This is a genomic window from Halomonas sp. V046 (assembly GCF_052645355.1).
In genome coordinates this window covers 1-15610 of record NZ_JBQXYF010000027.1, presented here as the reverse complement: position 1 = coordinate 15610, position 15610 = coordinate 1, and the positions used below count along the sequence as shown (strand labels likewise).

Genomic DNA, 15610 nt, shown 5'->3' with positions numbered 1-15610 from the left:
GCTTCTTCGCGATAGGTATCGGTGTATCGGGCACGTTGCTTTTTCATGAGCGTAGCTGGCTTTGTCATGGTTCACCTCGTTCAGAGTAGTTCCTTAACGGGGTGTCCACCGCTACTGGGTAAGATCAACCTTGATCGACTACTCGGCTACCAAGGGGGCGATTCAGGGCCTCGTTCGCTCCTTGGCGATATCGCTGGTCGACAAGGGAATTCGTGTCAATGCGGTCGCCCCTGGGCCGGTGTGGACACCACTGATACCCGCCAGTTTCGACGCAGACAAGGTCGCGACCTTCGGCGGGCAAGTGCCCATGGACCGCGCGGGGCAACCTAGCGAAATGGGCCCCGCCTACGTCTACCTGGCCAGCGAGGAGTCGTCCTACATGACCGGACAGACCCTGCATCTCAATGGTGGCGTGGTCCTCAATACCTGAGCACCCTCGCCACTGTCGACACCGATGCGGCGCTCAGCATCGAGCAACGGCCTGAAATCGAGCCCGAGCCCGCCTGACTTCTGGCTTGCTCGGCATAACCCATTGGCGTTGAACCTGGACAGCCACAACGGCCATGTCATTAGGCTGGCCTTCTGTCGCCAGGCCGTGCGTCGCCTCCCACACCACCGGGCCCACCACCGGTCCCACCACCGGTCCCACCACCGGCCCCACCACCGGCCGCGCTACCCGGTCATGGGTAGCGAGCCGTGTTATCTCGACCCCGCTACGGCTCGGGCTCCGCCTAGTCTTCCGGTCGCAACTCCGCCCGCTTAGGTGGGCTGCCGACCCGCACCTCACTCAAGTCTTCCTGGGATAGGCCACGAAACAACGCCACCATCATGGCAAATACCAGAATAAACATCGGCAGGCCGACCACGGTAATCACTTCCTGCAACGCGGTAAGCCCTGCGTCGCCGGCAAGCACGATGAGCATGGCCGCCAGCATGCCTTCGGAGACACCCCAGAAGACGCGTTGATGCCAGGGGCCCGGGTCCGGGCTACCGGTACACAGCATATCGACGACCAGGGAAGCGGAGTCCGATGATGTGGCGAAGAAAATGGCGACAATGACCACCGCCAGCCCCTGAATCAAGGTCGCGGCCGGGAAGTTCTCAAAGAACGCGAACATCGCAAGGGGGATGCTCTCGCTCACCGCGGCAGACAGGCTACCAGCCTGGTCCCCCAATGCTGCCCGGGCCTCGGCACCGATCCCGTCGATCTCCATCGCCGACCAGCCGAAGATCGCAAACCAGACCAGCGTAAAGATGGACGGTGCGAACAATACGCCGAGGACGAACTCGCGAATGGTGCGCCCTCGGGAAATCCTCGCAACGAAGATGCCGATGAAAGGAGACCAGGTCACCGTCCAGGCCCAGTAGAACACGGTCCAGCTGCCTTGCCAGCCCCAGCCACTGCCATCATCGCTGGTGTACTTAGCCAGGGTGTCGTTCCAGAATGCCATTGGCAGCAGGTTCGATATATAGAGCCCAAAGGTCTCGACAATGGCTCGGAAAAGAAAAACCGTCGAACCCGTGAAGAGCACGAACAGCATCAGGCCGACGGCCATGCCGATATTGATATTGGAAAGCCGTTTCACGCCAGAATCCAGCCCCGCCACAATCGACCCTACCGCGACGCTGGTCAAAACGGCGATGATGATAACCTTGGACATCACGGAATCCGGAACACCGAATAATTCCGTCAGTCCCGCGTTAATCTGCTGGGTGCCAAGGCCGACAGAAACCGCCACACCAAAGAGAGTGCCAAGAACGGCGAAGATGTCGAGCCCCTTACCGAGGGGACCGTAAATCCGCTCACCGATCAGCGGGTAGAACACCGAGCTAAACCGCATCGGGAGGTTGTAGCGGTAGATAAAGTACGCAAAAGCCAACCCTGGCATCGCGAAGATCGCCCAGGTGTGCAGCCCCAGGTGATAGATCGCAAAGCTCATGGCATCGTCGGCGGCGTCGACTGAAAAGGGTTCAACATCCGGCCTGGGCGGGGTCGCAAAGTGGGAGATCGGCTCCGCCACTCCCCAGAACATCAACACCGTGCCGATGCCCCCGGCAAACAGCATGGCGAACCAGGAAAGGTTGCTGTAGGCCGGCTTCGCGTCGTTGCCCCCCAGGCGGATCGACCCGAAGCGACTGATCGCCACCCACAGCAAAAACGCCACCCAACTCGTCACCCCAAAAATAAACAGCCAACCGAGGTTGGTCACGACCCACTCACGCCCTGCGCCGAAGGCCTCTCCGATCGGACCGGGTGCAATCAACAGCATCACCAGGAAAACGACCATGATCCCCGCGGAAACAAAGAAAATGGTGGGGTCCGTCTTGAGGCCCAGCCTGCGCGCAAGTGCATCCATCATTATTCCCCCGAGTCTTTCCGACACCATAGGAGCTATTCAGCAATCACGCCAAGGTGCCCCCACTGCCGCCATATCTCTCGGTAGATGGGATTCGATGAACCGCCTTCGTCGCCCCTGCGTCAGTTACATCTCGCTACACGGTAGCCCGCGAATACCGCGCAAAGCCCTGGCGTCCCAAGCCCATCACCACCCGCCGAAGGGCCGGAATTCATACGGCAGTCACGCACCAACAGCGCTCCATCAAGAGCCAGGCAGAGCTCCAGCCAACCCGGGGCGATTCACTCTTCCAGCCGCTGCAGTGCCTCGCGGCGACGTCGCAGTGCCTCGTCACGGGGCTCCAGCGGCAGGTAGGCCAAGTCGATGTCGACCGATAGACGAGGTAATGGCTGCACGAAGAGGTTGATGGCCGTGCCACCCTTGAGGGCGAAACACGGCTCGTCATTGAGGAATGGCAGCAGCGAGACCAACAGCCTGACCTGTTCGTGGTAGCGAGCGTCAATCGGCATGCAGGAACGCCTCCGGCACCGTCACGTGATATTCCCTATCCAACTTGCCGCCCTGGCAGAGCTGCCGCTTGCCTTTACCGAGGTCCAGTCGACGTGGTTCCAGACGACCGTACCAGGCATGCCCGGCGTGGCGAGCCAGCACCAGGAAGGCCCGCTTGGTTCTCACCGAACGGCACCCCTCCAGCAATGCCTGCAGCCGACGCGGACGCAGCGTATTGAGGCCGCCGAAGGTGTCGACCAGCTCACTGCTGAACAGCAGCGCATTCGGCGTCACGGCGATCCACTCCAGCACCGCTCGCTCGGGGGTCGATACCTGCAAGTTGAAGGCCCTGCCATCCGGCGCGTAGTCCGTGAAGCTGCCGGGAAGCTGCACTGGCAGGCCCTTTTCGGAGTGGAGCACCATCCGCCCTGCCCACTCGGCGTCATTCAACCACCGGGGCAGCCGAGCGGCTTCCTTGCCATACAGGTGCGTCGTGCGCTCCCCCATGGGTAGATAGTGGGCAAAGCCATGCAGTGCCAGGGCCGTCTGGCCACCCGGCCAAAGAGGTGGTAAGCCCGTGTCGTCGCTCACCTGCAAGGCGAAAACAGCGCTCTCCCAGGTAAGCGGCTCCCCCGCTTGGCAGTAGGCGCCGTGCCCCACGCGCTTAAGCCAGCCACTGCTGGCCAGCTTACGCGCCTGATCCGAGGTGACGCCGTGTGACGCCAGCCAGGCGGTCGTCACGACGGCGCCATATGGTATCTTGTGCAGCAGCTGGTTTATTTTCACGTGAAAAAGCGGCCTTAAATTCCGTCTTCAGAGTGAAGAATAAACCACGCTGGTTTATCTTCAAGCACTAAATCGCCATTAAAGGCCGTTTTAGGCGAAGAATTTAAACCGAAAGCTGAGTCTCCGGCCTTGCTTGGGCCCGAATTTAGCGGGAGGGAGCTTGAGGGATGAAACCAGGCTGAGAAGGCCGCTGCCAGGGACAAAGCGGCCACACATCACACTAGGCCCTGTACGAGAACTGTCTGCGCTTGCCCATACGGCGTTAAAAATCAGTTCAAAGCCCTCATTTACACCGCGTAAACTCTGCCTTTTTACAGATTTTTGCCTTGTCTGGCCATCGCTCGCCGACTTTTCGTACAGAACCTAATCCTGATAGTGCGTGTACTTTTTTGCGCTTCCCTTCACCTGGCCGGCGGGATATTTCTCCGCATTCTTCTCCATCTTCGCCCGGCATGCCGCTTCGATATCCACGTCCAGCTTGCCCGCCAGCCGGATCAGATAGAGCTGAACATCGGCAATTTCATCACGCACGGCGGCCAGTTGCTGCTCATCCAGCTCCCTGGACTGCGCCTCGGTCAGCCACTGGAAGCACTCCTGCAGCTCAGCTGCCTCCACCGTCAGCGCCATGGCCAGATTCTTGGGCGAGTGGAACTGGTTCCAGTCGCGCTTGGTGGCGAACTGATCCATGGCGTCGCGGAGCTGCTTGAACGGGTCTGACATCTAGGGCTCACCTGGTTCTACGGGAATCGGATAACGGTCAGCATGCCTGCTCTGCCGCTCGCTATCCAGCCAGCATCGGCATAGGCGACCATCCGGCCGCCCACTCGCTCACAGCACGGAGAGAAATTCGCCGATGACCTTCAGGTCCTCAAGCTCGTCCTCGAGCACGATGTCCTTGTAGCCGAAGGCGTTGGTCTGGGGCTTCAGCACGATGCGCTGGTTCACGACCTCGCCGTACTCCTCGACCTTCTCGCTCTGATACTGCTTCACCGTGAAGCTGCCGCCGTGGTCCGGGTCCTCGATGGCGCGATGCTGCACCACGACGACCTTGCCTTGCCGTGTGCCGCCAGGGTTAGCACGGAACAGGCACCAGGCGCCGTTGGGGATGCGCCGGTTCATCGACTCCCCTACCACCCGGCTGACGAACAGGTCGGGGCTTGCTCGCATGAAGTCCGGCAGCTCGACCCAGTGCTCGGCGTCGGCGATCTGCATCTCGCTGAACTCACCGGCGGCAATGCTCAAATCGTACACGGGCACATGGCGCTCGAACGGCACTGCCTCATCACGCGTCACGATGGGAAGATGCAAGCCATCCAGAGTCACGGCATCCTCAGACGCGTCCAGTCGCTCAGTCGCTGCTTGCGCTCGAGCAAAGGCCGCGAAGTACTCGCGGGTCTCGGGGTCCGTGGCATAGATGTAACAGCCCTTCTGGCCCCGCGTCATCAGCGTGCGATAGGTGTTCTTGATGATCTGGTCGGCCAAGGCACGGGCATGCTCGGGCTGCTCCTTGAGCAGTTTCTTGTAGCCATGCACCGAGCGGTCCTGCCCTGCCCGCTTCCCCGCGTCCGTCACCACGCGGCCATCACGAATCACGAAGTCGTCGCCGATGATGACACCGACGTAGTCGAACTCGAGCCCCTGGCAGGTGTGGATGCAGCCGACCTGCTCCGCTGATCCATCGGCGATCGCCCACAGCATGCCATCGTCGTCGAGGTTCCACTGGGCCGCGAAGCCCTGTTCGGGAAACACGATGTCCATGGCCTGCTTGTCCTTCTTGCTGGCCCAGGGCCAGCAGTAGCCCGCCACCATGCGTGCCTTGTTGGCCTTGCGGTTCTTCTCGAGAATCGCACGGCGCATGGCACTCGGGTCATCGAACACCTGGAAGTCGTAGTCGATGTCCTCCAGATCGGTATTGGCCGTGGTGCGAACCTGAAGTGCGTGATCGAGCCAGGCCAGATAGCCATCCGAGCCGTTGCAGCGAAACTGCGACGCCAGCTCGAGCTCGTGAACATCGGCTCCGCCCTCCACTGCCCGCCGCCGGATCTCCTCGACCGTCCCCACGTCCTTCAGCGTCACGCGCTGCGCTTCATCGATGAAGAAGATCGAGAAGCGTGACGCACCGATCACCTCCTTGATCTGGCTCTCGCCCAGGTTCTGATACATGCCGGACTTCTCGTTCAGGCGGTGCGCCTCGTCGACGACCAGCGCATGGAAGGTGTCCGGCTCGGCGCTGACGTAGCTGCCCGAGCCCTTGAACAGGTTGTCGATGTGGGTCTTCTTGCGCGTCCCGGTCAGCCTCTTCTTGAAGACCTCCCGAGGGGCCGAGTTGCGCGACACGTACTGTGTCATCATCTCGCGCTTCGTCAGCTCCACCAGCAGATTGATGGCTACCACCGACTTGCCGGTGCCGGGCCCGCCCTTGACGATCAGGCACTGCTTGTTGCCGTTGGCCGCCCGATGCGCAAGATCAAGCGCGGTTTCATAGACCAGCTTCTGCTCGTCGATCATCAGGAACTCGGCGTTGCCCTGCATCATCGAGGCCAGGGCATCCGCCAGGTTCTTGCTTGGCTTTATCACACCGTGCTCGATGCGATACATGATGTCGTTGCTGTCGCCGTACTTGATGTGCTGGCTAAGAAACTCCGAGAGCTTCAGGGCATCCTGCGAAATGAAAACCGGCGCACGGCTTGTGTGGTGCTCGTAGAAGGGATCATTGATGGCGTGCCCCTGCTTCATGTTGTGCAGGTAGGCGCAGGGCACCAGGCGGATCGACTCGGAGCGTACCGTCTCGTTGTAGTCCTCGATCAGCGCGCCATAGGACCACGCCTGATACGACGGATGGTTGGTCTCGCGAACGCCGCCGCCCAGCTGGGTGCGCACGATGGCGTCCTTCTTCGTCACCTCGACGGACTGCCACTGTTTCAGCTCCACGATGACCGCGGCATCGTCCCGCTGGTGGTTCTTGCCGGTCAAGATGAAATCCACGCGGCGATTGGTCAGCGGAATGTTGTACTCGATAGCCACGCCCGCCGATGCGGGAATGCCCTCGTCGAGCAGCACGCTCATCATGAAGCGTAGGGAGTTCTCCCACGACGTCACCTCACTGCGCGGCGAGTTGCGGTTCAGTCTGCGTGCCACCTCGTTCTCGATGGCGTCGGTGATGACGTTGGCTCGCACATCGTCGATGAACTGCTGTTTGGTGGCGTTGTAGACCAGCATCCCCTACGGACTTCCTTTTTATAAACATATAGTTACATAGTAAAAAATATACATGCACCGTGTAATTATGTACGCTACCGACTGCTATAACATCACCTGAAGTTCATGTGCCAGCCACAACAGACTTGGGGAGTCATCCCTGCTTGAGGCGGGCTGCGGTCCTGACGTTACATTTACCGTTCATCGAGCTTGAAACTCAACTGCGTACTGTCCGCCCGGCTTTCTGGACGCCCAAGGCTTGGCTTGCGGATGTTCTGAACGGGGTTGTAGGTCAAACCAAGGCCCCATTCCTGGATGGCCACGGTGTAGAGATGGCCAGGCTCTTTCTACTAGCAGGCAAGTTCCAGGCGCACGGTATTGGGACTGATCGGCTGGCCACGATGACCAATGCTGTTCAAGCGGGTGTCACGCAACTTGACGATCAACTCCGGCGTCAACGCCGCGAGGAAATACTTGCCCAGGTGCTCGATTAGCGTGCTGGCTTTATGGCGCTCGTTTTTCTAGCTCTTCACAGGCACTACGGGGGCTTCTTGGCCGGGGAAATGAGTGCCGGCAAGATAGCGCTTGAGCGCGGCTTCTAGCGTCATGCGCTTCGAGCGCACTGCACTGGATATGCGACACAATAATAGCGCGCACCATCTCGTCTTCGGTGCGGCGTGCCCAATCGTGGGCGTCAGACTAGCGGTAAAACACGGAAAGGAGAACAGCGATGGCGAGGCTGGCAGTCTTTCAGGTGACGTCATTCAGCTACCGGCAGTGGCGGCTTCGATAGCGTCTTGGGGTCCTGCAGAGGACCGAAGAATCGGCATGGTACCCTCCACACTAGGGATCCCAGTAGGGACACCGGATTGGCCACAGACAGAGTAAACGACCGATAGCCAATTGACTTCATTGGTGGGCCCAGTAGGACTTGAACCTACGACCAAGGGATTATGAGTTTGCCGCCAAAGCGCTATGCCTAGAAAAACAAGCGTAAGCGAATGTAATCCAAATAAGCACAAAGCACTTGTGCGTCAGCAGTTTAGCGCAGTTTGGCGAAATAGGGCAGATCTAATGAATGTACCCCTACTGTACCGTCCGGTTGCCCTTGTCACGATAGCCTGCCAGCCGCTTATGGACAGCCCGCTATCTACGTAGCAACATACCTACATAGATGATTCACGTAGGAGGTGTCGCCATGACCATCACGACCCTATCCAGTCGAGAGCTTAACCAGGACGTTACCCGCGCAAAGAAGGCGGCCAAGAGTGGCCCGGTGTTCATCACAGATCGCGGCAAGCCTGCTCATGTGCTGTTAAGCATCGAGGAGTACCAGCGGCTTACAAGGCAACGTCGCAACATTGCTGATTCTCTGGCTATGCCGGACGTTGCGGACATTGAGTTTGAACCGCCGCGTGTGGCCATCGGCACCCAGCCGGCAGATCTCTCATGATGTTCGTTCTCGACACCAACGTAGTGTCCGAACTGCGAAAGGTTCGAGCGGGGAGAGCTGATCCAAACGTTGCGGCTTGGACTGAAAGCGTCGATGCCGCCGAGCTTTTTATGTCCGCCATCACCATCATGGAGCTGGAGCTTGGCGTGTTGTCGATTGAGCGCAAGGACGCCACCCAAGGGGCCGTACTGCGCTCGTGGCTGGAGCAACACGTACTGCCGGAGTTCTCAGGGCGAACATTGCCAGTTGATGCAGCCGTAGCACAACGCTGTGCCCGACTGCACGTCCCCGACAAGCGGGGCGAGCGTGACGCGCTCATCGCGGCAACGGCCCTTGTGCATGGCATGACGGTAGTCACTCGCAATGTGGCCGATTTCGAGCCTACAGGAGTGACCATCCTCAATCCGTGGGAGGCGATGCAATGAAAGATCGAATACATGAAGATGCTGTCTTGCAGCTGGCCGAGCGCATCAAGGTATCTCTAGGTTCCCTGAGCCCACGGAAATAACGCGAGAGCCTTGGAATCGCCGCATGAAAAGTCCAAGAAAAGTGCCGCACTCCTTTTATCAGTATTCTTTCATTGATGTCAATTCAGGTTCGGGTGGCGCTATTTCCTCCTTCGCCGCAGGCACAGTAACGAGGCCAGCTCGGCGCTTGTCCTTCAGTCGGTAGCTGTCGCCCTTGATATTCAGGGTGGTTGAGTGGTGAAGCAAACGATCCAAAACGGCGGTGGCAATAACTTGATCGCCGAAAATTTCTCCCCAGTCCATGAAGTACATATTCCGGCGAACGTGACCGATCTGATCACCGCTCTCTCGCTGGTTCTGGTTTTGTAAGCTGACCGGTCACGATGGGTCAACCTCTTCCGTTTTCGGGACGGCGCTCTTGCGCATCGATTCTCCTCTGAGTGTCAGGCGGTGGGCGCTGTGCAGCAGCCGGTCCAGGATGGCGTCGGACACCGTCGCCACGCCGATGTAGTCGTGCCAGTGCTCGATGGGCAGTTGACTGGCGACCAGCGTCGAGCCCCGGCCGTGCCGATCCTCGATCACCTCCATCAGATCCTGCCGCTGCGGCGCGGTCATCTTCTGCATCCCCCAGTCGTCGAGGATCAGCAGGTCGGTCTTCTGTAGCTGCCCCATCAGCCGGGCGTAAGAGCCCGGAATAGCCGGTCACGATGGCGCGGAATACGCAAGCGCTTGGGCGCGGCCTCTAGCGTCAAGCGCTTCGCGGCACTGCCCTGAATATGCGACACAATAAAAGCGCGCACCATCTCGTCTTCAGTGCGGCGTGCCCAATCGTGGGCGTCAGACTAGCGGTAAAACACGGAAAGGAGAACAGCGATGGCGAGGCAGGCAATCTTTCAGATAACGTCATTCAGCTACCGGCAGTGGCGGCTTCGATAGCGTCTTGGGGTCCTGCAGAGGACCGAAGAATCGGCATGGTACCCTCCACACTAGGGATCCCAGTAGGGACACCGGATTGGCCACAGACAGAGTAAGCGACCGATAGCCAATTGACTTCATTGGTGGGCCCAGTAGGACTTGAACCTACGACCAAGGGATTATTAGTTCGCTTTTAAATCAATAAGTTACTGAAAGTTCTACGAAATCTCCCGTAACCTAGAAAAGAATTAAGTACTTTATTATCAGATGGTTAGCGAAGCATAGCGTAACTTGAGAAAACTAGCCACTGTACCACTAGTGTACCGATATCACCCCATTGCCCAAGGGCTGATAGCTTCGACACTCAATTCCTTAAAACTCACGATGTTGCGTGTCGCCAACACCGCTCCATGCTGGATGCAGATAGCAGCAATTTGGGCATCGCCCGTGTGAACCTGTTTTCCTTTTTTCTCGCTAGCCGCGACTTGTACTGCAAAGTGCTCTGCGGCCACGCTGTCGAAGGGCAGGATTCGTCCAGCAAAGTCCTCTTCGAACATTGCCGACGCTTTGAATGCAAAAGCACGTTTGCTATCGCCATCAGGCATGCGTTCAATGCTATAGAGAATTTCGCCAACTGTAATAGCGGAAATTGTTACCGAAAGAGCATCTTGCCTATCCAGCCAGCCGACAACCGTAGCGTCTGGCACAGGTTTCATAAGCTCTGACAGCACATTGGTATCAAGAACGATCATACTTCGAATCCTGCGTCCTGAGGCTTATCAGACCTAGCCGGCATTTCAAGCTCAAGACCGCCCGAATCTGCGAATCGTTCATGTATTCGGGTCCCTAAACCTTTTGTCTGTTGAAGGCTTAGGGCATTACGCAGAATGATGCGCACTTCCTCTTCCATTGAGTGGCCATGCCTAGCCGCCTCCATGCGAAGCCGAGCCTTTAGCTGCTCGTCCAAATTGCGAACTATGATCGATGCCATGACAGACTCACCATATGATTTTATATGCTATCAATGATAGCATATGGTACAACGAATGCACCCATGCATGGCGATAGGTATCATGCTAACCCGCAATAGAGGCTTCGAGGGCAGGGAGACCTGTGCTCGCCAGTGGAGCATAAGGAACCGATGAGCAAGTACGAAGGGCTAGATCGCGACACATTGATCCGCTTGCTAGAGCAGCGCGACCGTGGACGCCAGCTAGGGCTGGTGTGGGAGCGCGACGAGATCGAGGCCGACCAAGCGATTAACGATGATTTCGTCGGGTTGAGCCTTGATGCCGCTCTATCTCATGGCGAGGCGCCTTGGGAGAACCTGATCATCGAAGGTGATAACTACGATGCCCTTCGTGCCCTACGCATGACTCATGCTGGGCGAATCCGTTGCATCTACATAGACCCACCTTACAACACCGGCAATAAGGATTTTGTCTATAACGACCGCTTCGTCGACAAAAATCACCGCTTTCGTCATTCATTATGGTTGGAATTTATTTACAAAAGACTGCTCTTAGCCAAAGAGCTACTGGCAGAGGACGGTGTAATTTTCGTCAGCATTGATGACAATGAACTATTTCATCTCGGAATGTTAATGGATGAGGTCTTCGGACCGAAAAATAAGCTAGCAACGTTCATCTGGCAAACAGACGGAAACTTTGACAATCAAGCCAAAATAAAGATCGCTCACGAATACATTTTAGCTTATTCTCCGAATCCCGATCGCTTTCCCATGCCTCGTGTAGTCGACCCCAATATTGGAGAATCTAGCAAAATATTTCGACCCGAAATCCGGAACACGATAGTAAAAAATGGCCCTAAAAATCCTGTATCTGAGATCAGACTCCCATCTGGATTTCCAGCTGCATTCGATAATGGAACAATCCCGCCTCGCAGTGATAGGTGGCCTCATATATCCACAGAGGCTCACATTGAAAACGGGCGCCTTGCTAACGAAGTTATAGTAGAAAGCGGATGGGCAAACCGTGGATTATGCCAAGCATTTATTGACAGCGGATTTAAATCAGTCAAAGATACAAAAGGTCAACTAACAAGCTTTGTTATAACCGAAAACGGCGCCATTGAAAACATTAAAAAGCGTGACACAAACTCACACGTCATTTCTGTTTTAAGGAACTTAGGAAACACGCAAAGTGATGGCGCCGGACTGGCCGAAATGGGTATTGAATTCACATATCCTAAACCGGTCTCAATGATGACTTACTTATTATCTATTCTTGACGACCCCAACGCGACAATTTTAGACTTTTTTGCCGGATCTGGAACCACCGCACACGCCATAACAAAACTTAATGCTAAAGATGGCGGCCAGCGACGTTTTATAATGATAAGCAACAGCGAATCCACAAAAGAAGAGCCTAAAAAAAACTTATGCCGCGATGTCTGCGCCGAGCGAATAAGGCGGATCATGAGCGGATATACAAACATTAAAGGCGAAAATATCGAAGGAGTGGGTGGTAGCTTTGCATATCTACGAACCCGGCAAGTAGCGATGCACCGGCTGCCGACAAAAATCGCTCACGGTGAAGTTTGGTATGCCCTGCAATTGCTGCATGAAGCGCCACTTCAGCCTTGGATGGGCAGCGGTTTTCAAGCCATCGAAGCCCATGATGGCTGGGTTGCCTATCTGGCGGATCAGAAAGCAGACAGCATCGAGCGTCTACAGGTTTGGCTGGATAAAGCCGAGCCAATCCATGGACGAGTCTATAGCTGGTCGCCCGACCGATTCGAGGCGCGGGCGCCATCACTCGACTGGCCACGAATCCCCGATGCCTTACAAGCCCGTTTCAGTAAAAGGAAGCGATAATGCCGCTCGTTCTCAAGTCATTCCAGGAAACGCTCTGCGATGGACTGGTTGCTCGCTTCAATAACTTGGCGGAACAATATCGGCATCTCAGTAATGCCAGCGAAGCCGAGCTAAAAACCGTACGCGAACAAGATGCGGCGGTGGTCCTACAGGCACCAACGGGGTCCGGCAAGACGGCCATCGCCATCGAAGCAATGGCGCGATTCTCATCGCAGGAGCAGGTTCTCTGGTTCTGGTTCGCCCCCTTTGCTGGCCTAGTCGAACAGGCCCGCAAAACTCTACATGCGCAGGCGCCAAATTTACGCGTGCTTGACTTGATATCGGATCGTCGACCGGATCTCGCCAACGAAGGTGGGGTGTTCGTCACAACCTGGAGTGCCGTAGCAACCAGCAATGCCTCTGGGCGCCGTGCGCGTAACACCAGCGATACTGGCCTGTCCGTCGACTCGTTGATCGAGTTAGCTCGGCAACAGGGTGTTCGTATCGGCTGTATCGTTGACGAAGCACACCACGGTTTCCAGCGTGCGCGTCAGGCACAGGTTTTCTTTCGCGACGTGCTGAAGCCCGACTATGCGCTACTAATGACAGCGACCCCACGCGACACCGATATCGCTCCCTTTCAGCGTGATACCGGTTATCGCCTGGGCGATGAGGCCGATTGGGCCTCCGTGGCGCGCATCGATGCGGTCAATGCCGGGCTACTTAAGCGGGGCGTGCGTGTAGTGCGCTTCCTTGCCAAGGACGATGACACTGAACAGTTGATCGACTTCGAGCAATTGGCGTTGCGCGAATGTACAGAGACGCACCGGCTAATCAAGAAGATGCTAGCCAATAGCGGCACGAATCTGACCCCGCTCATGCTGGTTCAGGTGCCCAATGGCAAGGCTGCGCAGGAAACCGCACGGCGCTACCTAATCGATAATCTGGGTTTCGCTGAAGATGCGATACGTATCCATACCAGCGACGAGCCCGACGCCGATCTGATCTCGCTGGCCAATGATCCAAAGGTCGAAGTACTGATCTTCAAAATGGCAGTAGCGCTGGGCTTTGATGCACCCCGCGCTTTCACTCTCGCGGCGCTGCGTGGCGCGCGCGATCCCTCCTTCGGAGTGCAGGTGGTAGGCCGACTCATGCGCGTACATGCGCTGTTGCAGGGGCGCGATGACCTTCCAGAAGCACTTGGCTATGGCTACGTGTTCCTTGCCAACGCCGAATCGCAGGAAGGGTTGCTGAACGCTGGAGCGCAGATTAACAGCTTGCGCACTCAGGCACCGGAAGTAGGTACTTCGACGACTATCACTTATAGCGGAACTCAGCGCAGTGTGCAGCTTACGCGTACCGGAGAATCTTTCGCGCTGACGATAAATCCTGAGGGCGACGTCACTCGGGAAAACGCCGACGGAAGCGAAAACGAGCAGCAATCCGATGGCAGTGGCCCGCCTGATACGAATAAATCCTGGCAGGGGATGCTGGAATTCGGTCAAGCCGCATTGACGCAGGCTGAGCAGCATCGACACGGCGAAAAGAAACCACCTCTTGAAGGCAATCAAAAGCAGTCATTAGCCGGATTGACCCTGTCGGTGCAAGAATCAAAGCGTCAATATCCACGGCGGAAGGATGTTCCTGCCGTACTTCGTGGTGAGCGCTTGCCTCCCGCGCCGCTCGATTTAGAAATCCGCTTGGTCGAATTCGTCGATTTTACCGCTCAAGTGCTGGCTAGCCGGGAACGCGTACGCACCCAAGTACGCCGGGGTGAAACCGATATCTTCAAAAGTGAGCATATCGCTGAGGACGGTAGCGATGTATGGGCCCAACTATCGGTAGCGGCAATCGCCGAAAAGGCGCGGCAGGTCGTATTAAGGCTAGAAGGCGTAAACGAGCGTGAAATTCGTGAGCGACTACTTGATCGTTTTAGGCACGCAATCGAAGCTAGTGGCGCCATGCCGCCGGAGGACGAAGAAATTTTAGAACAACAACTCGATCGAGTGCTGATTAGCCACCCAACATTGTTACGCGAAGCCTGTCGCAGGGCACGGCTGGATCAGGTTCACGATATCGAAGTGTCGATCCCGCCTGTACTAGAAAGCGAAGTTCCACTGGAGACAGCCGAGCGCAGCGTTTATGGCGTTTTTCCAATCGGCATGAACGAGGACGAGCGACGTGTAGCGCAGCTTCTGGATCAAGATACGCGGGTATTATGGTGGCACCGCAACCCTGTCGGCGCTCATAGAGCTGATGCCCTGGGCCTGTATCGTTGGGATGAGGGAGATGGTTTTTTTCCCGACTTCATCGTCGCTCTCGAAGGTCGGGAAACCCCGGACCAGGTCGCATTGCTAGAAATCAAAGGTGCACATCTATGGGGTGCGGGCAAGGAAGCTGAAAAGGCAGCAGCCGAGCATCTTGATTATGGCCGTGTGTACATGGTGGGCCGCCGCCGTGGAGAGTCCAATTACAAGTTCCTAAGAAATCTCAGTGGCAGACTCGAAGAAGAATCCACCTTCGAGATCCCCCGCATGGCTTGGCGCTCATGAACATGTATGGGACAGGTGGTGATATTGGTAAGACGGTAGCCGCCCAGCTTCGCAGAGCAGGATCAGAGTCGAGACCAGAGGGCGAGTAAGCCCATTGCATTGTACAGTGGCCGCTTGCGGCGTACCTGTACAATGCACATCCTGCCATTGGCTCATCACAGATTTTGCTTCACTCTGCTTCATTTCAGGCCCTGATCTCGCAAATGAAATAGAATGAGACAAAATGAAATAAAATCTCTTAAAATGAAGTAAAATGCTGCATCGCTTCGCTATGAGTCGTCACACAGCTGCTGCTTCGCAGCTTTTGAACGCCAAATGAGATGCTTGGCCACCTTCAGTTAGCCTCTCAAGCTCCTCTGGGACTGTTTAAACCCCTGCCCTATGCCTACCTTCCAGATCTCTCCTCACAGCCGCTTGCAGGACACGTAGCGGCATTGACACATGCACAGGCTGATCTTACCCAGTAGCGGTGGACACCCCGTTAAGGAACTACTCTGAACGAGGTGAACCATGACAAAGCCAGCTACGCTCATGAAAAAGCAACGTGCCCGATACACCGATACCTATCGCGAAGAAGC

The 15610-nt window shown here is 56.7% G+C and carries 12 protein-coding genes and 2 pseudogenes; 5 read left to right on the top strand and 9 right to left on the bottom strand.

Features of this window, described 5'->3' with window-relative positions:
* Window positions 1-127: 127 nt before the first annotated feature.
* Window positions 128-430, top strand: a pseudogene (locus ACUN9Y_RS21970) (SDR family oxidoreductase); the annotation flags it as partial.
* 301 nt (window positions 431-731) lie between these two features.
* On the opposite strand, the gene ACUN9Y_RS21965 reads toward ACUN9Y_RS21970, so the two are convergent.
* From ACUN9Y_RS21965 to ACUN9Y_RS21945, 5 genes are all read right to left on the bottom strand, one after another.
* Window positions 732-2357: a BCCT family transporter gene (locus ACUN9Y_RS21965; protein WP_445462881.1), complete on the bottom strand. Its 1626-nt coding sequence runs from the start codon at window positions 2355-2357 to the stop codon at window positions 732-734.
* A 281-nt stretch (window positions 2358-2638) separates the two neighbouring features.
* The gene (locus ACUN9Y_RS21960) at window positions 2639-2866 is read right to left on the bottom strand and encodes a nucleotidyl transferase AbiEii/AbiGii toxin family protein (protein ID WP_445462878.1); all 228 of its coding nucleotides are present in this window, start codon (window positions 2864-2866) and stop codon (window positions 2639-2641) included.
* Window positions 2856-3632, bottom strand: coding sequence for a type IV toxin-antitoxin system AbiEi family antitoxin domain-containing protein (locus ACUN9Y_RS21955; RefSeq protein ID WP_445462877.1), 777 nt, complete (start codon window positions 3630-3632; stop codon window positions 2856-2858). The genes ACUN9Y_RS21960 and ACUN9Y_RS21955 overlap by 11 nt, the downstream gene beginning before the upstream one ends.
* A gap of 363 nt (window positions 3633-3995) precedes the next feature.
* A complete protein-coding gene (locus ACUN9Y_RS21950) occupies window positions 3996-4352 on the bottom strand; it encodes a nucleotide pyrophosphohydrolase (protein WP_445462876.1) in 357 nt (118 codons plus the stop codon).
* A 108-nt stretch (window positions 4353-4460) separates the two neighbouring features.
* Window positions 4461-6851, bottom strand: coding sequence for a DNA/RNA helicase domain-containing protein (locus ACUN9Y_RS21945; RefSeq protein ID WP_445462875.1), 2391 nt, complete (start codon window positions 6849-6851; stop codon window positions 4461-4463).
* Window positions 6852-8028: 1177 nt separating this feature from the next.
* Between ACUN9Y_RS21945 and ACUN9Y_RS21940 the strand changes: the two genes are divergently transcribed.
* Both ACUN9Y_RS21940 and ACUN9Y_RS21935 read left to right on the top strand, forming a co-directional pair.
* Window positions 8029-8283, top strand: coding sequence for a type II toxin-antitoxin system Phd/YefM family antitoxin (locus ACUN9Y_RS21940; RefSeq protein ID WP_445462874.1), 255 nt, complete (start codon window positions 8029-8031; stop codon window positions 8281-8283).
* Entirely contained in the window at window positions 8280-8708 is a 429-nt protein-coding gene (locus ACUN9Y_RS21935) for a type II toxin-antitoxin system VapC family toxin (protein WP_445462873.1), read from the top strand. Before ACUN9Y_RS21940 ends, ACUN9Y_RS21935 begins: the two co-directional genes overlap by 4 nt.
* Window positions 8709-8849: 141 nt before the next feature.
* Here ACUN9Y_RS21935 and ACUN9Y_RS21930 read toward each other — a convergent pair.
* The 4 genes and pseudogenes from ACUN9Y_RS21930 to ACUN9Y_RS21915 form a co-directional block, all read right to left on the bottom strand.
* Window positions 8850-9065: pseudogene (locus ACUN9Y_RS21930) on the bottom strand (ATP-binding protein); the annotation flags it as partial.
* 63 nt (window positions 9066-9128) lie between these two features.
* Window positions 9129-9446, bottom strand: coding sequence for an ATP-binding protein (locus ACUN9Y_RS21925; RefSeq protein WP_445462880.1), 318 nt, complete (start codon window positions 9444-9446; stop codon window positions 9129-9131).
* A gap of 548 nt (window positions 9447-9994) precedes the next feature.
* Window positions 9995-10417: a type II toxin-antitoxin system VapC family toxin gene (locus ACUN9Y_RS21920; protein WP_445462872.1), complete on the bottom strand. Its 423-nt coding sequence runs from the start codon at window positions 10415-10417 to the stop codon at window positions 9995-9997.
* A complete protein-coding gene (locus ACUN9Y_RS21915; RefSeq protein ID WP_445462879.1) occupies window positions 10414-10602 on the bottom strand; it encodes a FitA-like ribbon-helix-helix domain-containing protein in 189 nt (62 codons plus the stop codon). The genes ACUN9Y_RS21920 and ACUN9Y_RS21915 overlap by 4 nt, the downstream gene beginning before the upstream one ends.
* Window positions 10603-10806: 204 nt before the next feature.
* Here ACUN9Y_RS21915 and ACUN9Y_RS21910 point away from each other — a divergent pair, with 204 nt between their 5' ends.
* Entirely contained in the window at window positions 10807-12501 is a 1695-nt protein-coding gene (locus ACUN9Y_RS21910) for a site-specific DNA-methyltransferase (RefSeq protein WP_445462871.1), read from the top strand.
* On the top strand, window positions 12501-15032 hold the full coding sequence (locus ACUN9Y_RS21905) for a DEAD/DEAH box helicase (RefSeq protein WP_445462870.1): 2532 nt from the start codon (window positions 12501-12503) through the stop codon (window positions 15030-15032). The genes ACUN9Y_RS21910 and ACUN9Y_RS21905 overlap by 1 nt, the downstream gene beginning before the upstream one ends.
* Window positions 15033-15610: the final 578 nt, after the last annotated feature.